The 17,134-nt window shown below is 60.9% G+C and carries 18 protein-coding genes and 2 pseudogenes; 6 read left to right on the forward strand and 14 right to left on the reverse strand.

Annotated elements, in window-relative coordinates; all coding sequences use genetic code 11:
- Window positions 1-138: 138 nt before the first annotated feature.
- Window positions 139-1,284, reverse strand: a complete 1,146-nt coding sequence (locus LMTR13_RS30785) for an amidohydrolase (protein WP_065731048.1) — start codon at window positions 1,282-1,284, stop codon at window positions 139-141.
- Between the two features lie 110 nt (window positions 1,285-1,394).
- Entirely contained in the window at window positions 1,395-2,333 is a 939-nt protein-coding gene (locus LMTR13_RS30790; protein WP_065733103.1) for a LysR family transcriptional regulator, read from the reverse strand.
- A gap of 143 nt (window positions 2,334-2,476) precedes the next feature.
- On the opposite strand from LMTR13_RS30790, the gene LMTR13_RS30795 reads away from it, so the two are divergent.
- Both LMTR13_RS30795 and LMTR13_RS30800 read left to right on the forward strand, forming a co-directional pair.
- Complete coding sequence (locus tag LMTR13_RS30795; RefSeq protein WP_156795865.1) at window positions 2,477-3,490, forward strand: LLM class flavin-dependent oxidoreductase; 1,014 nt, start codon at window positions 2,477-2,479, stop codon at window positions 3,488-3,490.
- Window positions 3,491-3,544: 54 nt separating this feature from the next.
- A complete protein-coding gene (locus LMTR13_RS30800) occupies window positions 3,545-4,159 on the forward strand; it encodes an NADPH-dependent FMN reductase (protein WP_065731050.1) in 615 nt (204 codons plus the stop codon).
- Between the two features lie 96 nt (window positions 4,160-4,255).
- On the opposite strand, the gene LMTR13_RS30805 is transcribed toward LMTR13_RS30800, so the two are convergent.
- Window positions 4,256-5,584 carry an IS1182 family transposase gene (locus LMTR13_RS30805; RefSeq protein WP_197520869.1) on the reverse strand — a complete coding sequence of 443 codons (1,329 nt, stop codon included), beginning with the start codon at window positions 5,582-5,584 and terminating at the stop codon, window positions 4,256-4,258.
- Window positions 5,585-5,731: 147 nt separating this feature from the next.
- On the opposite strand from LMTR13_RS30805, the gene LMTR13_RS30810 reads away from it, so the two are divergent.
- The 3 genes from LMTR13_RS30810 to LMTR13_RS30825 all read left to right on the forward strand — a co-directional run bounded on the left by LMTR13_RS30810 (window position 5,732) and on the right by LMTR13_RS30825 (window position 9,194).
- The gene (locus LMTR13_RS30810) at window positions 5,732-6,517 is read left to right on the forward strand and encodes an alpha/beta fold hydrolase (protein ID WP_065731051.1); all 786 of its coding nucleotides are present in this window, start codon (window positions 5,732-5,734) and stop codon (window positions 6,515-6,517) included.
- Between the two features lie 97 nt (window positions 6,518-6,614).
- On the forward strand, window positions 6,615-7,589 hold the full coding sequence (locus LMTR13_RS30815) for a Bug family tripartite tricarboxylate transporter substrate binding protein (protein ID WP_065731052.1): 975 nt from the start codon (window positions 6,615-6,617) through the stop codon (window positions 7,587-7,589).
- 1,029 nt (window positions 7,590-8,618) lie between these two features.
- Window positions 8,619-9,194, forward strand: a complete 576-nt coding sequence (locus LMTR13_RS30825) for a hypothetical protein (RefSeq protein WP_156795866.1) — start codon at window positions 8,619-8,621, stop codon at window positions 9,192-9,194.
- Between the two features lie 116 nt (window positions 9,195-9,310).
- Here LMTR13_RS30825 and LMTR13_RS40015 read toward each other — a convergent pair whose 3' ends face one another.
- The 5 genes and pseudogenes from LMTR13_RS40015 to LMTR13_RS43030 all read right to left on the reverse strand — a co-directional run.
- Window positions 9,311-9,457, reverse strand: a complete 147-nt coding sequence (locus LMTR13_RS40015) for a hypothetical protein (protein WP_236843197.1) — start codon at window positions 9,455-9,457, stop codon at window positions 9,311-9,313.
- Between the two features lie 97 nt (window positions 9,458-9,554).
- Complete coding sequence (locus tag LMTR13_RS30830) at window positions 9,555-9,956, reverse strand: SRPBCC family protein (RefSeq protein ID WP_236843198.1); 402 nt, start codon at window positions 9,954-9,956, stop codon at window positions 9,555-9,557.
- 708 nt (window positions 9,957-10,664) lie between these two features.
- Window positions 10,665-10,937: a metallophosphoesterase gene (locus LMTR13_RS43020; RefSeq protein WP_236843199.1), complete on the reverse strand. Its 273-nt coding sequence runs from the start codon at window positions 10,935-10,937 to the stop codon at window positions 10,665-10,667.
- Window positions 10,938-11,038: 101 nt separating this feature from the next.
- Complete coding sequence (locus LMTR13_RS43025) at window positions 11,039-11,314, reverse strand: hypothetical protein (protein WP_236843200.1); 276 nt, start codon at window positions 11,312-11,314, stop codon at window positions 11,039-11,041.
- Between the two features lie 368 nt (window positions 11,315-11,682).
- Window positions 11,683-11,982, reverse strand: a pseudogene (locus LMTR13_RS43030) (Gfo/Idh/MocA family protein); the annotation flags it as partial.
- Between the two features lie 20 nt (window positions 11,983-12,002).
- On the opposite strand from LMTR13_RS43030, the pseudogene LMTR13_RS43035 reads away from it, so the two are divergent.
- Window positions 12,003-12,155, forward strand: a pseudogene (locus LMTR13_RS43035) (peroxidase-related enzyme); the annotation flags it as partial.
- 338 nt (window positions 12,156-12,493) lie between these two features.
- Here LMTR13_RS43035 and LMTR13_RS30840 read toward each other — a convergent pair.
- From LMTR13_RS30840 to LMTR13_RS30865, 6 genes are read right to left on the reverse strand one after another with little or no spacing between them, the layout of a single operon-like run.
- Window positions 12,494-12,895 carry a FixH family protein gene (locus LMTR13_RS30840; RefSeq protein WP_065731054.1) on the reverse strand — a complete coding sequence of 134 codons (402 nt, stop codon included), beginning with the start codon at window positions 12,893-12,895 and terminating at the stop codon, window positions 12,494-12,496.
- A 14-nt stretch (window positions 12,896-12,909) separates the two neighbouring features.
- Window positions 12,910-13,839, reverse strand: coding sequence for a branched-chain amino acid ABC transporter permease (locus tag LMTR13_RS30845; protein ID WP_065731055.1), 930 nt, complete (start codon window positions 13,837-13,839; stop codon window positions 12,910-12,912).
- A 3-nt stretch (window positions 13,840-13,842) separates the two neighbouring features.
- Window positions 13,843-14,733: a branched-chain amino acid ABC transporter permease gene (locus LMTR13_RS30850; protein ID WP_156795868.1), complete on the reverse strand. Its 891-nt coding sequence runs from the start codon at window positions 14,731-14,733 to the stop codon at window positions 13,843-13,845.
- Between the two features lie 19 nt (window positions 14,734-14,752).
- Window positions 14,753-15,472 (reverse strand): ABC transporter ATP-binding protein, encoded by a 720-nt coding sequence (locus LMTR13_RS30855; RefSeq protein WP_065731057.1) that lies wholly within the window; start codon window positions 15,470-15,472, stop codon window positions 14,753-14,755.
- An 8-nt stretch (window positions 15,473-15,480) separates the two neighbouring features.
- Window positions 15,481-16,221, reverse strand: a complete 741-nt coding sequence (locus LMTR13_RS30860; RefSeq protein ID WP_065731058.1) for an ABC transporter ATP-binding protein — start codon at window positions 16,219-16,221, stop codon at window positions 15,481-15,483.
- Window positions 16,214-17,125: a branched-chain amino acid ABC transporter permease gene (locus LMTR13_RS30865; RefSeq protein WP_065731059.1), complete on the reverse strand. Its 912-nt coding sequence runs from the start codon at window positions 17,123-17,125 to the stop codon at window positions 16,214-16,216. Before LMTR13_RS30865 ends, LMTR13_RS30860 begins: the two co-directional genes overlap by 8 nt.
- Window positions 17,126-17,134 lie beyond the last annotated feature (9 nt).

Consider the following 17,134-nt stretch of genomic DNA (forward strand, 5'->3'; position numbering starts at 1 on the left):
GGCCAGAGTCGTGATGCATTGTTGTGCAGCGATATCAGGAAACGATTCACGGAACCGACCGATCGCCTTTCAAGCATCTTTCAAAGGCAGGACGTTTGCTGTCGAACGGCCAGCATCGTTCGCTGCCTGCACGCCGTCTCAACTCAACAGATTGCGCAGCACGCGGATGAAGACACGCGAGCCGACATCGATCAACTCGTCCGGAAAATCATAGTCCGGCGCATGCAGGCCGGCATGATCCACACCCGCGCCCAGGAAAAACATCGCAGACTTCGCATCACGGTTGAACAGACCGAAATCCTCAGAGCCGCGCAGCGGCAGCCCGCACGCGGAGTGCGCGATGCCTTCGTCAAGCGCGTTCTTCAGATGAATGACGGCCTCCGGCGCGTTCATGCAGTGAGCGAATACGTCGCGATAGGCGATCTCCGCTTTCAGCCGCTCGTCTTCTGCAACGCGCCGGGCCAAATTCTCAACCTGCAAGCGGACGCTTTCCATCTTGGCATCCGTCAGCGTTCTCAGCGTCAACCACAGCTCGGCATGCCCCGGCGAGATTCCAAACGCCGGCTCGCCCAGCCGCGCGTGGGTCACCGTGACCATCGAGAATTCGCTAGCGAGCTCGCCGCCCTGTCCCAGCGCAGGGATTTCGCTCAGCAGCCGGACCATGGCTCCTTGCGGCGAAACGCCGAGTTCCGGATTCGACGCGTGCGCCGTTCGGCCGATCAATGCGATCTGCATGCCGCGCGAGGCGCAATTGACCAGGCCCTCTGCGATGGCAACTTCGCCCAGCGCAAGGCCCGGCAGATTGTGCAAGGAGAATACAAAATCGGGCTGGACCTGCTGAAATTTCTTGTCGGCAAGCACAGCGGCCGCGCCCGATCCATCCTCTTCAGCGGGTTGGAACAGCAACACGGCCCGCCCGCAGCGCGGACGCGCTCGGCAGAGATCGCGCGCCACGGCCGCCAGGATCGTCATATGACCGTCATGGCCACAGAGATGCGCTTTTCCCGGCACCTCGGAGCGATGCGGAATCGCGGACGTCTCTTGAATCGGCAGTCCGTCCAGTTCGGCCCGAAGCATGATCGTCGGGCCGGGCGCACTCCCGTCATAGATCCCGGCCACGCCATGCCCGCCTAATCCCGTAATGATCTTGTCAGCCCCGGCGGCCCTGAGAAACGCCTGTACGGTTTGCGCGGTCTCCTTCTCCTGCCCCGACAATTCCGGCTTGCGGTGCAGCTCACGACGCCAGGCAACCAATTCGGCCAGGTCCTGTTCGAGCAATGACATGAGCTACCCCGGGGTTCATCGAAAGTCGAAACGTAACAGGTGACTGCTGGATTCCCAGCCACATCCTTGACGATCACTTTATAACAACTCTCTCGATCTTGAGCGCTGCCCTATCCAACCTTCATCTGCGCGGCCGGCGTCCGGTCAACTTCGGACGCAACGTCGGTGATTATCTCGCGCAACCACACAAGTGCGGGATCCAGGTGAAAGGACGCCGGCCATTGCAGGGCTTCTCGAAAGGCGGGAATGCGGACCGGAGCACGCAACAGCTTCAGGGGAAAGTTTCGCGCAAAGATCACTGCGAGGCGGCGATGCATTGTCGCAATGCGGTCTGTGCCGATCACCATGGCTGCCATCGCGGTGAAGTTCGGGGCAATGACCTCAATGCGGCGTTTGTAACCCAACTGGACGAGCGCTCGTTCATCGAAGGATAGCCCGTGAATGGGCCCGAGCTGAGCCGTTATATGTCCGAGCTGAAGATAGCGGCCGAGCGAGATCGAGCGCCCGATCTGGCGGCTTCCGCTCCAGGCGACGCAGCAGAATTCGTCCGCAAACAGATGCTGACTAGGATGACCATCGATGAGATTCGTATCCGGGATCACGACGAAATCGACCTCCCCGCGCTGAAGCTGGTCGTCGACGCGATCACCGAAGGGAAGAATTTCAAGGCAGACCCGCGGTGCCGCGCGATAAACACGCTTCATCACGGCGTGCATCAATACGATGCTCGCATAATCGGAAACGACCAGCCGGAAGCGCCTCTCGGAACTCGCCGGATCGAATTTCGGCGGCGAGATCAGATTTGCCCGGATGCGCAGCAGGATGTCCCGCGTCGGTCTTTCCAGCGACTGCGCCAGCGGCGTCGGCACCAACTTCCGCTGTGAAATCGTGAAGATCTCGTCGTTGAAATATCGGCGCAACCTGCCAACGGCGGCGCTCATCGCCGGCTGGCTGAGATGAAGGCGCCGGCTGGCTGCCATAACGCTGCGTTCTTCGAGGATCGCATCCAGCGCGATCAGGAGATTGAGGTCCAGGCCTTCGAAGCGCATCGGCTGATATCCATACTTCAAATATTACAGATCAATATAATCGATTTTTCAAATCTAAAAACCCCGTGTAATCAAGAAGGCAATCAAGAAACAAGTCGTGCATTGGGAGAGGCGCTTTGATCAAGCCATGGATCTTTGAATTCATGCAGGCCCCGAATCTGGGCGATGGGGAGGCCCTGCCCAGCACGGTGGCTGCCGTGTTCGACGAAGGTCACGCGTTTTGGCTCGAAGCCGAAAAGCTTGGGTTCGAAGGAATATTCTTCAGCGAACATCACTTCGGTCTCTCCTATAGTCCCTCTCCCAACCTCCTGATCGCAGCTATTTCCCGTCACACCACCCGGCTGCGCCTGGGGACGATGGGAATGGTCGTGCCGTTTTACGAGCCGTGGCGCATCGTCGAAGAACTGACGATGCTCGACCACCTGACGAACGGGCGCCTCGAGATCGGCTTTGCAGCCGGCGTGCCGCAGGAACTCGCACGGATCGGCCTGGGGATGGAGGAGGCGCGCGAGCGCTTCAACGAGGCGCTGGAAATACTCGATGCCGCCCTCGCGAGGCCGGTCATCAGCCACAGCGGCAAGTACTGGAAGCTGGAAAACCTGAGCCTGATGCCGAACGCCTTCCTGCAGCCTTCTCCGCCGAAATGGACAACTGTTGTAAGCACCGGATCCGCGGAGAAATCCGCCCAACGGCGGTCCAAGATCTGCACCGGCTTCGAATCCGTCTCCCGCATATCGGAAATCTTTGACGTGTATCGCGCGGAGGCTACCCGATTGGGAATTCCGGCAGGGCCCGATCAGCTCGCAATCCGGCGCAATATCTCGATTTCACGCGATGCGGCTCAGGCGCGCGAAGAATCCCAGGCCGCGAAGGCGGCGACGCTGAAGGTTGTGGCTGGCGATCCGCGCGTTGCCGCGCGCTCATCCTCGTTGCTCGATGCACCGAGGGCTGGGGCCGGATTTTCGTTGCATGACGACGACTACATCGCCGGCACGCCGGCGCAGGTCGCCGAACAAGTCATCGATCAATGCCGCAAGTGCGGCGCGGGCCATTTTCTCGCGATGCTGGGGCGGAGCATTACGGCGCGTCGCCGCGAGACGCTCGCGCTCTTTGGCGAGGAGGTAATCCCGCAACTGCGGCGCGCCGAGATCGGCTGATGCGCCCGATTGGATCGGGCGAGTGTCGTAGTGTCGTAACAACTGGAGCTTGGTATGATTCAGGAGAAGCCGCTCATTCTCGGGTTAGGAGGAACCCCGCGGCACGGGTCATCATCAGAACGCGCGCTCGCGATCAGCCTCAAGGCAGCCGAGAATGAAGGCGCAAGGACACTTCTTCTCTCCGGAGCAGAACTGCTTCTGCCGATGTATATGCCCGGACAGCAGCAGTCAGGTCAGGCTTCGCGTCTCGTCGCCGCGCTTCGTGAATGCCACGGCATTATCATCTCGTCGCCTGCCTATCACGGCTCGATATCCGGATTGATCAAGAATGCTCTCGACTACGCCGAAGAGCTGAGAGCGGATGCACGCGCATATCTGGATGGAATTCCCGTCGGCTGCATTGCTTGCGCTGCCGGGTGGCAGGCAGTCGGGCAAACGTTGGCGGCGCTTCGGACGGTTGCTCATTCGCTCCGAGGTTGGCCTACGCCGCTTGGTGCAGTGCTGAACACATCGAGCACGCTGTTCGACGCCGAAGGCAATTGCACCGATGCGGCGATCAAACGCCAGCTTGAGACGGTGGGGCAGCAGGTCGTCGATTTCGTACGCATGCAATCTCGCGGCAGAGCGATAGCGCACTCCCTTTCGACAGACACGACGGTCCACCCGTAGAGCCTGTGAAGCTTTTGGGTCCGCGGGGATTGGCAAGGCGAGGTCAGGGTGTGAGTTGATCCGACCGTTGTGAAGAGACGGACGTTGGCGGTGCCACTAGGTTTTGGCGAGACGGTGGCCCTGCAAGATGTTGTTGGTGAGCGCGAACCAGAGCACGACGGCGCGGACCTTGTCGATGCCGCGGACGGTCAATTGCCGCAGGTCCCAGTTGCGCCAGCGGGCATGGATGCATTCGCAGATCGTGCGGGCTCGGTACTGCGCCTTGCCATCTTCGCTGGCCATGCGGGCACGCCAGGCCAACACGCCCGGGCTGTCGCCGGGCCGGGGCAAATAAGGATCGATGCCACTCCTGGATTGTGTTGGTGGGCAGTAGACGTCAACGCCTTTGCCATGCGCCCACTCGATGTCCTCGGCGCTGCAGAACCCGCCATCGACGAGGTGGCGGCGGGGAAAGCAGCCCAGCAGTGAGCGCGTTCGTTCCAGCATCGGCCGCATCAGGCCGCGATCCGATCCATTGTTATCGACATCGACCGTGACCACGATCAGCTCGCCCGCTGCACTGGCCACCTGCACGTTGTAGGCTGGACGGAAGCCGGCATCCGCCATCTTCATCACCCGTGCCTGCGGGTCTGTGGTAGAGGCCCGCGGTTCCTTCGGCTTTTTGCCATTGCCGCCCTTCTCGTCGAGTTGCTTTCGCTTGCGCTTGATCTCGGCCAGCGCCGCTTGCGCAGCCTGTACGCGCTCGCTGCGTTCGCGCGCCGCGCGCTCCCTGGCGGCCCGGATGCGCCGATTGCTGGCTTCCGGATCCGCATCGACCTCGCGCTTCAGCTCCTCCACTATCGCCTGGGCCTGCGCCATCTGCCGATCCAGCGTCGCCTCGCGCCGGAACGATCCGGTCCCCGCATTGGCCCGTATCCGCACCCCGTCTTGGGTCAACTTCTCCAGATCGACCAGCCCCGCCTTGCTCAGCGCCGCCAGATGCTCGCTCAGCAACCGGTCGAGCAGGTCGGCACAACCGACCCGGAAGTCCGACAGCGTGTGATAGTTCATCGACACCCCGCCACAGAGCCAGCGATAGACGTCATGGTTCTCGCAGAGGCGGGCCAAGGCACGCGCGCTGCCCACGCCATCGCTCGTGGCGTAAAGCCAAAGAGCCAGCAGCAGTCGTGGCGATGGCGGCGGATGGCCGGGCGTATTCTCCCGCGCCTTGACCCGATCCTCAAGCTCGCTCAGGTCCAGCCCCTCAACATAGCCCCAGATCACGCGCGCCGGATGCTCTTGCCCGATCAGGCTCTCGATATCCACAGCGCGAAGTTCGATCTGCTCGCGCATTGGCTCGCGCAGTCGCGGCGCTCCACGCGGCTCCGCACCCGCTCGGGGCTTTACCTGTTCCGGCAATTCTCCAAAGAGCCCTTCGTCAGCCATTATTCTCTCCGGCGAATCAACGCACATAGAGAATCACGACCGCCTTGATCTCCGCTACATCCGCCAAGCCGAAATGAAAGATTCACAGCCTCGTAGCCCCGATTCGACGATCCTCGAGACCGGCGCGCGGTCAGGAAGGAGTTTGACGTGGTATTCGAAACGATAAGGCTCGAAATCGACGCCGTGGACACGGTCGTAAAGACCATCGGAACGGGCCCGGCCGTCCTGGCGCTGCACGGAGCGGCGACGATCGAGGGGCAGGAATGGGCGCGCGGTTTGGCCGACAGGTTTCGAGTCTATCTGCCGTTTCACCCCGGCTTCGGCGAAAGCGGACCTGCGCCGCATATTTGCGGGATGCAGGACTTGATCATCCACAATTTGCGGCTCATCGCAGCATTGGGGCTGGATCGGCCGCACCTCGTGGGTCATTCGATGGGCGGCTGGATGGCAGCAGAAATGGCTGCGGTCGCCGGCGAACGTTTTGCGCGCCTGGTGCTGAACGCGCCTGCCGGGCTCAACCACCCCGATCATCGCGGCACCGACCTCAGTAAAGTCGCTCCGCAAGATTTGCCTCGCTACCTGGCGCACCGTGCGGAAGTCGCGGCCCAATACTTTCCCGGAGGCTCGCTTGCGCCGCCGCCAGAACAGTTCGTTGCGGCAAGGGAAAAGGAAGCCAAGGCGCTAAGCAATATTCAGAAGGCGCACGGCATGGGACACCCAAATCTCGGTCGGTGGTTAAGCCGGATACCCAACGAAACGCTGATCGTGTGGGGCAATCGAGACAGGGTCGCACTTGCCAGTCAGGCAGAACTCTGGGCGAGCGCGATCCCAAAATCGCGCACTTATGTCGTGCCCGGCGTTGGGCACTTCGCCATGCAGGAAGACCCCACCTGTGTCGGGGCGATCGGCGATTTTCTCGCGGGTGGAAAGTGACTTGCCGTTCGCCCTCTTTCATAGGCGAAACGAGATCCTGCGGATGGATCGAGGATATCAGCTATTCCTTCCAATTGTACGAGCTAGGGAGACAATCATGAGAGCCATTGTGATCGCGCTCGCCCTCACCGCGGGCCTGATATCTACTTCGCTGGCACAGACTTCGGCACAGACCTGGCCCACCCAGTCCATCCGTCTCATCGTCAATTTTCCTGCGGGAGGCGCAGCAGATCAGCTCGCGCGTCTCATAGGCCAGCCTCTCAGCGAAACTTTCGGCCAGTCCGTCGTGATCGAAAACAGAGGAGGCGCTGGCGGAAATCTCGGCGGGGAATTCGTGGCGAGGTCCGCGCCGGATGGCTACACTTTGCTGATGTCTTCGGGCGGGATGGTGGCGATCAATCCCCATCTGTATGCCAAGATGCCATTCGACCCCGCGAAGGACATCATCCCCGTCGCTTCCGTCGCACGCGTCCCCTTCTATCTCGTCATTCGCGCTGACAGTCCGGTGCGGGATTTCAAGGGATTCATTGCCGACCTGAAGGCCAATCCGGAAAAGCGGAATTTCGGATCGCCCGGTATCGGCAGTTCTCCCCATCTTGCGGCAGAAATGTTGAAAGGCATGACCGGCACGAGCGCAGTACACGTGCCTTACCGCGGCGCCGCGCCTGCGCTCAATGACCTCCTCGGGGGTCAACTCGACTTCCTGTTCGACCCGGGCATTGCCATCGAGCACGTCAAAGCCGGCAAGCTGCGCGCGCTTGCGATCGGAAGCCCGCAGCGATCGCCGCAACTTCCTGATGTACCCACGCTCGACGAACTCGGCCTTACCGGCTTTGACGCGGACGCCGTATTCGGCATCTATGCGCCAGCCGGAACCTCACCCGATATTGTCGCGCGCCTGAACAAGGAAATTAATCGATCGCTTGCAATTGCCGCGCTGAACGAACGCATCGCGACCCTCGGAAACATAGCTGCACCGATGTCTCCGGAAGAGTTCAAGGAAAGGTCCCGCAAGGACTCCGATCGGTTCGGCGCGATCATACGTGAACGGGGCATCCGCGCCGCGAACTAGCTGCCGAGCTGCCGATGGCGAAGTCGATCCACCGGATCGAGGAGCCATCAAGCCGGCAGCGATGGAGGCAAGAGGAATTCGTCTCCAGGGAGAGCGCGGCATAAGCCGTCAACCCATTGCGCAGGGAATGCCGGGCTGCTCCGGCTCCGGCTGTACCTGTATGCTCGTGTGCATTTCCTTCCAATATCGGCACACGAGACCGCGGGTGCTAGCCGGCACGCGGCATTCCCTGCACCCTCCATTTTCGAGGGTGAGACTGGCCAAGCCCCGGACGCCGTGCGCGCCGCGCGAACGCATATCTGTGTTTGGCTTTGGAAGGGAATCGGCGGTTGACTCGGGAACCGCCAGCAATCAGAAAAAGCCCTGATAAATGAACGGCAAACATAATGGTCGGAGTGGCAGGATTCGAACCTGCGACCCCTGCGTCCCGAACGCAGTGCACATGCTCTAAGTCATTGATTTTTCTTGCTGTGACAGTCGATACCGTCTCGTTTTGTTCACGGTCGTTTCACCCAATTCGTTGCGATTTCGTTGCGGCGTTCTGGGGGAAGGTGTTGATCTATTGGGTCATGCTTCAAGAGGCTTGGGCGGTTTCAATCGGCAGTCCAGCCCTGCCATTGCGGTGTCCTCGCAAGACCGTTGGATCGCGCACCGAGAGCGAGAACTGACGCTGCTTTCCAAACACCTTGAAGTTTAGCCGCGAGAAGAGCTGTCCTAATAACGAATTCAGGGTTTTGAGTGCTGGCTGCAGCCGGACGGATCGGACGTCGGATGGCGGAATCGAAATCCGCTTAATTCACAAGTACCTCTCTTAGGCGCTCTGCCATAGAGCTTGTCGCTTAGGCGTTGACGCATCCGTACGCGAGAATATGTTGATCTTGCAAAAGGATCATCAATGAATCGCGAGCCCGTGTCAGGAAAACCTGTCGGATGCGCAACATGCAAATACATCAGTCGTGCTTGTTCAGGCGCTCTTACCGAGTCGCTAGTTGGCATTCGCGCATAAGCCGACGGTCTTTGTGGGCCATTTTGTTTATTCTGGTGTTCCCCGCCTACTGCCTAGCCGATGAAGGGAAACCCATCAGCATCACCGTGGCGGCCGACCACACGAAGGCCAACGGAGAACCCTGGGACGGCATTCCAGGCATTGGCGGGGGGCGCGGTCCGACGGCCATGCCCATCCCCAACAAAAATGCGCCGGATCTGGCGGTCTGCGTCGTTCGTTTGGAAACGCCTCCGGAATGCAGCATGCGGTATGTGAACTTGAAGCAATATTCGCTTTGCCAGAACAGCTATGATTGCATTTTTAAGCGGGTGAGTACCCCCGATGGTCCTTTCGGGCTCATCATTCTGGATTTGGACTTACGGCGGCATGATCTAGTTGGCTTCCTTTTAATGACGGCTGGGAAGGCTCTTACTCCTGACCAGCGAGCCGCCTTGGAAAGTGAGATTCGGAGAAGAGCCGACCAGTTAGCGCCTCCTTTTTCCCAAGGAGAGAAGCAACGCAGGTTGAGGGAGATGCTTGTTGTTCCGATGGACCGCTGCACCGAAGCGAAGGGATGCAGGCTCGTCCAATCCGAAATCCGCGTGAACTCGGCCGAGTGATCCTTGCCTGGGCAGCTCCGTCGCCACGTCAAAGGTGATACGAGCGGCAAGCCGCCCTTGACGTACCGCCGTGACGGCGCAATGGGCCGGCCGTCGCCAATGCCCAGGTCTGGGCGCTATGGAACTGGTTTAGGCCGCTCGGTGAGGATGATGGCTTCCTCCGGACAATTCGCGCGTGCGATGTAGGCCTTGTCGATCAGGTCAGGGGCGGCGAAGCTGCTCGCGCTTTCCCGCGCGTGTCCGAACTCATCGAGCTGAAACAACTCTGGCGCAAGCGCGCTACAACGGGCGTGCCCCCTGATATTTGTCCGGACCGACCCTGACCGTGATCTCAGTCGTCATCGCGTGGTCTCCCGCGTTTCAGCACGGATAGGGGCTGACACGGCGGGCGGCGAAACGCCACTCGACCTGTTTCTTGATATTGCCGAGCCCGATCCGGGCTTCCTCGTCCATGCGCAGGAGCTGGTCATCGGTCGGCTCGGATGGCCGATCGGGATTGGTGAGCTCCCGCGTATAGCGAGTGTGGCCTTTCTCATCTGCAAACGTGTAGCGGATGACGATCGGACCGATGAAATCGGTATCGGCCTTGCACGTCCATGTGCTCGGACGGTTGCTCTCGGTCACCGTCCAATGCAGCTCGATCGTGCCACGCCGCGTCTGCCACTTCTCGCGAAAAGTTTGGCTGAGTTTTAACGGCTGATTTGGCCCCTCGATCTTCTGCGATGCGGCCAGCCATTCGGGCCAGGAATGCGGTGCAAACATAGTCGAATACCGCCTCCGGCGACGCGGCAATGAGGATGTCGTGTTTTCGAACGAAGAACATCTGAACTCCAGGTATGTGAATTGCAATCAGCAAGCTGCAATTAAAGCCCGGCATGGCGGTCGCCGAGTTAAGCGCATGTCGAACGAGTTTTGCTTGCCACTCGCAAAGAAACAGACGAGCGTGATCGCTTCTCGTGCAAAGACATTACGCCGCTCGCGATTCCGCTTCGCTCTCGAGAGCAGGCGTAGCGAAAGTGCCGCTAACGTCGTTGAGACCGGCTGCCCGGCCATGATTCCGCGCAGCACGAACCACGCCGATTCACTGGACTACCAGACCCCCCCTGACGGTTTACAATCCGACTACGGCTGCTTGCGATGGAGAACGTGCAAAGTCACTTCTGGAGGACAGTTGAGCCGGACCGGCAGAAGGCTCGTCCCGGCGCCTACGGAAGTGTATCCGCCCATCTCCCCATATCTCCAAGCTCCCGTGCCCATGCGTCTAGGTAACATTGCCTCAAGCTTGATCGGGATTGATCCGGGCAGGCAGAGTTGTCCCCCGTGTGTGTGGCCGCTTAGCATCAGATCAAAGCCGGCTTCAGCTGCCTGGCGATACACTTCGGGTGTGTGGGACAACAAGATCGAGAATTCATCTTTTCGGAAACCTGACGCAGCTGTGGCTATGTCGTCTGCTGTCAAAATGAGCATCGTCTAGTCAGCCAGATAGAGTTGCTCGTCACCGAGTTTCAGGATCTCGCATTGATTCATCAGTACTCGTATATCCATGTCTTCCAGCCGTGGGACCATCTCAATGGTGTCGTGGTTTCCTAGGACTGCGTAGACCGGCAATGTTATCTTCGCCCTTAGGTTAGCGACGGCTTCCATGGCAATCTCGATCGGCCCATAAGTCTTCCCCCGATAGTCGCCGGTCAGCACGCAGATATCGCACGCTAGCGTATCGATGATCTGGACCAAAAGTTTCATAGCCGATTCGCTTATGTCCACATGCAAGTCGCTGACGTGAAGGATCGTGAAGTTCTCAAACGAGGAAGGTAGATCTTCGAACGTGATTTCGTTCTACCGGATCATGCATGGCCGGCGTTGCGGCGCGCGCGCTCGTACAGCCCCATGAATGTAAGCGCTGTTCGGATGATCGCCGGTGCCGAGAACCGGTTCTCTAGATGGAAGAAAGTCAGGCCTTGGCCAAATACTTGGGCTCGGTGATCCGCCTCGAACTTCAATCGCTCGTGTGCCCGTTGGGATCCAAGCCGCTTTTCCAATCTGCCTAGAAACTTTTCGTCCATTTGCAAATAATAGCGGCAACTGAAGCCTTCGCAATCAGGGCCAGCTGGCAAGCTCATTACCTCCTTGGAAGTCAAGGCAAAGGTGCGCGAAAGCAGTCGAACCTTTGCGAGCTAAGGGAAACAGATCGAGCTCGGCTAGATCACGCACCCCGCCGCTATCGGAAGCGCGGGGCTTGTTTCCGATCATAGCGCCGCCGAACGTCACGAACGGAATGCGACTGAGCAGCGTTGAGCCATGCATTGGATGAGACGATCGCTATCGATGTCGCAGTTGGTTCATTGGCAGACATCGCAAGCGCCCGAACTATGACCGCTTCAGCCTCACAGCCGGACTGGCCGGGCGCACCTGGCTTGACTACAGGGCGCCGTGCGCCGTTGTTGAAACGCAGCATCATCTGCACGTTATCATCGAGGCGGCGACCTTAGACGAACGTCGTAAGCTCGGCCGCAACCCGTTCGACACGCGAGCCCACGACGAACTCCGCGAGATTGAAGGCGTAGGTGCCAATATCGCCCAGGCAGTCGCCGGCGCCGCTGCGCCCGGGATCCGTGCGCTATTCCGCCTGCTTTTGGCCTGTGCGCTCAAGAGGCGTGGTCAGCCATTCCTGCGGATACTAGGACTGTACCACGCGGATGCGGCCGAGCTCGCCGGCGGCGATCATCTCGCGCGCATGGCGGACCATGGGATAGCCGGTGTAGTTGTGCGTCAGTACAAAAAGACCACCCGGAAACGTCGGCGAATGTCGACATCGCCGCGCTGAAGGCCCTCGGCTTCACGGATGACGATGTCCGGGATATCGCCGCGATCGCGGCCTTCTTCGGCATGTCCAACCGTCTGGCGAACGTCTCCAGCATGCGACCGAACGACGAGCTCCACATGATGGGTCGGTCGAGTTGAATCGAATGCAGGCCGCCCTTGCGTGATCGATCGTACAAAATCGTAGTTTGGCGTGCAAAATCGTGCGATTGGTAGCGGGGAAGCGCTACCGGCTTCCACACACCACGCAAATCTACGATATTCGTTCCGTTTCTCCGCATGGATCTCAGCCTCAATGAAAGCGACATCGGAGGTTTGCCCAGCCTAAACCTCGGACTCATTCGAGGCTGTGGATCGCCCGTACTACGCAGCGACCATGCGGCAGGCCAAAGCGCGCCTCGGAGGCTCAATTGTCGAAGCTTGATGGGTTTCGTAGGCTTGCCGAAGAGTTCTTTCCACGAATGTGATCGAGAGCCGTGTCAGCGCTTGTTCCGACCCGAGGACGACTCGGTGACTTCCGCTTCCGCGAAATGCAGCATCGCAATCACGCGGTCGCGCATGGGCCCGCTCAGGTCGATATGCACCGCCCAGTCGCCGTGCATCTCAAGCTCAAGGCGTACCTGATAAACGCCCTTCTCCGCCTGCTCAGTCGCTTTCACGGGGCGCACGTTGTGTATGCCGGGCATCGAGGGCATGTCCGCTCCGACGGATACGGTCAGCCCGGAGAGCGGTTCGCCGGAGCGCGCGTTCGCGAGCCTGATCGTGCAGTCGTACTCCAGCACCTGCCCGGCCGAGACGCAGGTCACAGCGGCCTTGGCGCGCACCTGGCCGTGCGCGTCTTGCGGATAACCGGCCATCAATGCCGCCACGGCAACAAGCATGCAAACCATCGTTCTCATCGCGGTCCTCGTCTTGTTCGGGTCGATCCGGATATCGTGTTCCGGAGCAATCGGCCAATTCCGTGCACCAGCCGCTCATCAAGCAGGCCGCGCGGACGAACGATCAGCAGCAACGCAACCAGACCGCCGAAAATGATCATGCGGTAGCCCGCAAACAGTCGCACTGACTCGAGGAGCCCGACGTCGATGACGACCCCGAGCAGCGGTCCAAGCGCAGTGCCGAGCCCGCCGATCAGACCATAGGCAAGGGAATGCACACCGAGCATGACATCGAAGGTTCGCGGCTCCACATAGGTGGTCAGATGGGCGTAGAGGCCGCCGCCGACCGCGGCGAGCGCGCCGGCGATGCCGGCCGCGAGAACCTTGTAGCGGGCGACCGCTATCCCCTGCAGTGAGGCAAGCGTCGCATCCTCACCGATCATGCGGAAGATGACGCCAAGCCGCGAGCGTTCGAGCAGCATAAAGCCTGCAAGCGTGACCGCCAGCATCGTATAGATCAGTATCATGAAATCGAAAGTTTCGATGTTGTGATCGAAGATGTAACGGATACTGCGAAAGCCGTCAGTGCCGTTGGGTCCAACCGGTTCGCCGTCGATGTCAACCTGATAACGGAACAGCTCGAACAGGATTCGCACCATCTCGGCGAACGCAAGCGTCGCGATCGAGAACTGAAGTCCGCGAAGCCGCAATGTCGGGATGCCAAGCGATACGGCGCAAGCTGCACCCGCCGCTGCGCCCCAGGCAATACCCAGCGCCAGCGGCCAGCCCCACATCGCAGTAGCCATGCCGGCTGCATACGCGCCGATTGCAAAGAACGCCTGCTGCCCGAAGGAAATTTCTCCGGTGAGCAGCAGGAGATAGGCGGACAGCGCGACGAACGAGATGACCCCGATGTTGGAAAATACGCTGACCAGATAGTCATCCATCGGTCAAACCCTGTGCGACAGCTCGACGTCGGCCGTGCGGCCGAGCAGGCCGCCCGGACGCGCCACAAGGAAAGCGAACAGCATGAAATAGGCAAACAAATCGCGCACCTGGGGCCCGAACAGCCAGTGGCTGTGCACCTCGACGACGCCGAGCAGCAGTCCGCCGAGCAGCGCGCCGGGTATCGATCCGAGGCCGCCAATCATCATCGCGATCAGGCCCTTGAGCGTTGCCCACATGCCGAACATCGGCGTCACCTGCTGGTCGACCGCCAACACGAGAAAACCGGCCACCCCTCCGATGGCCGATGCCGCGGCGAACGCCAGCATGACCAGGCGCCCGACATCCACGCCGACCAGGTTCGCCGCGATCGGGTTGGCGATCACCGCACGCAGGCCAAGACCGAAGCGCGTGCGATAGACCGCGAGCTGCACAACAGCGGCGAGCAGAAGCGCGCTCGCCAGCATGATCAGGTGGTCGGGACGGACGAGCAATGGACCGATCTCGAGCGCGGCGCCGGTCGCGAGCGGCGGGAACGGGTAGGTGTGACGCGGCAGGACCAGCACCGCTGCCTGCTCCAGTTGCATCCAGATCGCAAAACTCGACACCATCGACGCGATCCCGGCGCCGGCCTTCATCGGTGCGAAGCAGAGCCGTTCCACGTAGATGCCGGAGATCACCGCTCCGGTGACAACGGCCGCAGCGACCGCGAGCGGCCCGGCGCCAAAGTCCAGATAGAGCACGGTGCCGAAATAGGCGCCGATCATGACGGTGGGCCCGTAGGACAGGTTGAGACGCCGCATGACGCCGAAGATGACGGTGAAGCCGAGCGCGAGCAGCCCGTAGGACGAGCCGATCATCACGCCGTCGATCGTATTCTGGATGAGATCGATCATCGGCCCCTGACCTGTCGGCTCATCGAGCGGCGCGGCGGGCACCGAGATAGGCCCGCTGGATCACCTCGTCCTCCGCCAGCTGGCCGGGCGTGCCCCGGAAGGTGACGCGGCCCTGCTCCATCAGGAAAAACTGGTGCGCCACCTTCAGGGCCATGTGTGCATTTTGCTCCACCAGCAGAATGGTGGTGCCGTCGCGATTGAGCGCAGCGACGATATCGAAGATCTCCGCCACGACAAGGGGCGCGAGTCCGAGCGAGGGCTCGTCCATCAACAGCACGCGAGGGCGCGACATCAATGCGCGAGCAACCGCCAGCATCTGCTGTTCGCCGCCGGACAACGTGCCGGCAAGCTGTTCCCTCCGCTCCTTCAGTCGCGGAAAGCGCGCGTACATGCGCTCCATGTCGTCGGCGATCTCGCTCTTGTCCCTGCGCTGGTATGCCCCCGCCAGCAGGTTCTCGCGCACCGACATCTCGGGGAAGACCAGCCGGTTCTCCGGCACCAGCGCGATGCCGCGCGAGACGATTTTCGCGGGCGACAGCCCGACCAGCTCGACACCTCCGAGCTTGATCGAGCCGCGCCGGGGTCTGAGAATTCCGGCGATGGTCATCATCAGGGTCGTCTTGCCGGCGCCGTTCGGTCCGAGCAGGCAGGTGATCTTCCCGCCCTCGACCTGCAGCGACACGCCCTTGAGCGCTTCGATCTTACCGTAAGTCGTCACGAGGTCCGACACGTCCAGCATGATTCACCTCACCGCGTGCCGAGATAGGCTTCGCGCACGGCGGCATCGTCCTGCACGGCAGCCGGCGGCCCCTCGGCGATCTTGCGACCGAAGTTCAGAACGGCGATCCGGTCAGCGACCGACATAACCAGCTCGACGTGATGCTCGATCAACAGGACCGTAAACCCGTCATCGCGCATCTTGCGGATGCGGGCATCGAGCTGATCCACCTCTTCGGCATTCATGCCCGCTGCCGGCTCGTCGAGCAGCAGAAGGCTGGGTTTGGCGGAAATGGCGCGGGCGAATTCCAGCCGCCGCTGCTCGCCGAAGGATAGATTGGCAGCGAGCTCGTGGCGTTTGTGCGCAAGGTCGAAGAATTCGAGCGTTCGCTCGATTTCCGCCTGCACGCCCGCGGAGCCGCCGAACCAGCGCGTGAAGAACATTTCCTGCCGCTGCAGGCGGGAGTTCTGCGCGACCCAGAGGTTCTGCCAGACCGACAGTTGCCCGAACAGCCGGATATTCTGGAAGGTTCGTGCGATGCCGAGGCCCACCCGCGCATGGGACGGCAGGTCCGAGATATCGTCGCCATCGAAGAGAATCCGGCCTGAGGTCAATGGAAACAGGCCTGAGACCAGGTTGACGATCGTGCTCTTGCCCGAGCCGTTCGGCCCAATGAGGCCGAGAATCTCGCCGCGCTTCACGGTCAGATCTACTCCGTCCACCGCGTGGACGCCGCCGAAATGCTTGGCGATGCCCTGAAGGTCAAGCACCGGAACTCTCCTTGCCCGCGAACAGCATGCGTTTCAGGGAGGCGACGCCGCCCGCGTCGAGAAAACCGCGCGGCCGCAGGTTCATCGCCAGCACGATCAGCGCGCCGAACAGCAAATTGCGCCAATCGCCGAGAAAGCGCAGGCCCTCGATCAGGAAGCCCTGGATGAAGATGACGGCGAGCAACGTGCCGAACACGTTCGAAAGCCCGCCGAGAATCGGATAGGCGATGGCGAAGGTCGCCAGAATGACGCCGAACTGCACATGCTCGATGTGCGTCGTGTAGTGCGCAAAAATGCCACCGCCGATTCCGGCGATGACGCCACCGATGGTCATCGCCGACACCTTCACCGCCGTGACGTTGATGCCGGAGCTGTGCGCCGCAACCTCGTCCTCACCGACCGCGCGCATCACGGCGCCGGCGCGCGATCGATCGAGCCACCACAGGCATGCCATGACGATCGCCACCATCAGCCAGATGAATACGAGGACGTCGAAGGTGGACCAGCCATGCTCCGGGAAATAGCGGATCTGGCGGAAACCTTCGGCGCCGTGCGGACCGATCTTCAGCTCGCCCGCCTGGATCTGGTAGGTGAAATTGAAGAAGAACAGACGCACGGCCTCGCCGAAGGCGAGCGTGGCGACGACCAGCATCAATCCTTTCACGCGTAGCGCCGGGAAGCCGACGGCGCAGGCGGTCAGGCCGGAAACGACCGCGGAAACGCCGAGCGCGGCAAACAGATGCCACTTGAAGATGACGGTGAGGATCGCCGCGACATAGGCGCCGATGGCGAAGAAAGCCGCCTGCGCCAGGCTCACCTGGCCGGTGAGCAGCACGCAGTAAGCCGAGAGCCCCAGCAGCGTATGGACGCCGATGACTTGCGCGAGACCGAAATAGAAATCCATGCCTCCCCC

Origin of the sequence: Bradyrhizobium icense (assembly GCF_001693385.1) — a bacterium.
Lineage (GTDB): Bacteria > Pseudomonadota > Alphaproteobacteria > Rhizobiales > Xanthobacteraceae > Bradyrhizobium > Bradyrhizobium icense.

What these genes read in the sequence shown, in the direction of transcription:
- LMTR13_RS30785 (WP_065731048.1), bottom strand. Translation starts at nt 1,284, where the DNA reads ATGTCATTGCTCGAACAGGACCTGGCCGAATTGGTTGCCTGGCGTCGT.
- LMTR13_RS30790 (WP_065733103.1), bottom strand. Translation starts at nt 2,333, where the DNA reads ATGCGCTTCGAAGGCCTGGACCTCAATCTCCTGATCGCGCTGGATGCG.
- LMTR13_RS30795 (WP_156795865.1), top strand. Translation starts at nt 2,477, where the DNA reads ATGCAGGCCCCGAATCTGGGCGATGGGGAGGCCCTGCCCAGCACGGTG.
- LMTR13_RS30800 (WP_065731050.1), top strand. Translation starts at nt 3,545, where the DNA reads ATGATTCAGGAGAAGCCGCTCATTCTCGGGTTAGGAGGAACCCCGCGG.
- LMTR13_RS30805 (WP_197520869.1), bottom strand. Translation starts at nt 5,584, where the DNA reads ATGGCTGACGAAGGGCTCTTTGGAGAATTGCCGGAACAGGTAAAGCCC.
- LMTR13_RS30815 (WP_065731052.1), top strand. Translation starts at nt 6,615, where the DNA reads ATGAGAGCCATTGTGATCGCGCTCGCCCTCACCGCGGGCCTGATATCT.
- LMTR13_RS30830 (WP_236843198.1), bottom strand. Translation starts at nt 9,956, where the DNA reads ATGTTTGCACCGCATTCCTGGCCCGAATGGCTGGCCGCATCGCAGAAG.
- LMTR13_RS43020 (WP_236843199.1), bottom strand. Translation starts at nt 10,937, where the DNA reads ATGAAACTTTTGGTCCAGATCATCGATACGCTAGCGTGCGATATCTGC.
- LMTR13_RS43025 (WP_236843200.1), bottom strand. Translation starts at nt 11,314, where the DNA reads ATGAGCTTGCCAGCTGGCCCTGATTGCGAAGGCTTCAGTTGCCGCTAT.
- LMTR13_RS30840 (WP_065731054.1), bottom strand. Translation starts at nt 12,895, where the DNA reads ATGCTTGTTGCCGTGGCGGCATTGATGGCCGGTTATCCGCAAGACGCG.
- LMTR13_RS30845 (WP_065731055.1), bottom strand. Translation starts at nt 13,839, where the DNA reads ATGGATGACTATCTGGTCAGCGTATTTTCCAACATCGGGGTCATCTCG.
- LMTR13_RS30850 (WP_156795868.1), bottom strand. Translation starts at nt 14,733, where the DNA reads ATGATCGATCTCATCCAGAATACGATCGACGGCGTGATGATCGGCTCG.
- LMTR13_RS30855 (WP_065731057.1), bottom strand. Translation starts at nt 15,472, where the DNA reads ATGCTGGACGTGTCGGACCTCGTGACGACTTACGGTAAGATCGAAGCG.
- LMTR13_RS30865 (WP_065731059.1), bottom strand. Translation starts at nt 17,125, where the DNA reads ATGGATTTCTATTTCGGTCTCGCGCAAGTCATCGGCGTCCATACGCTG.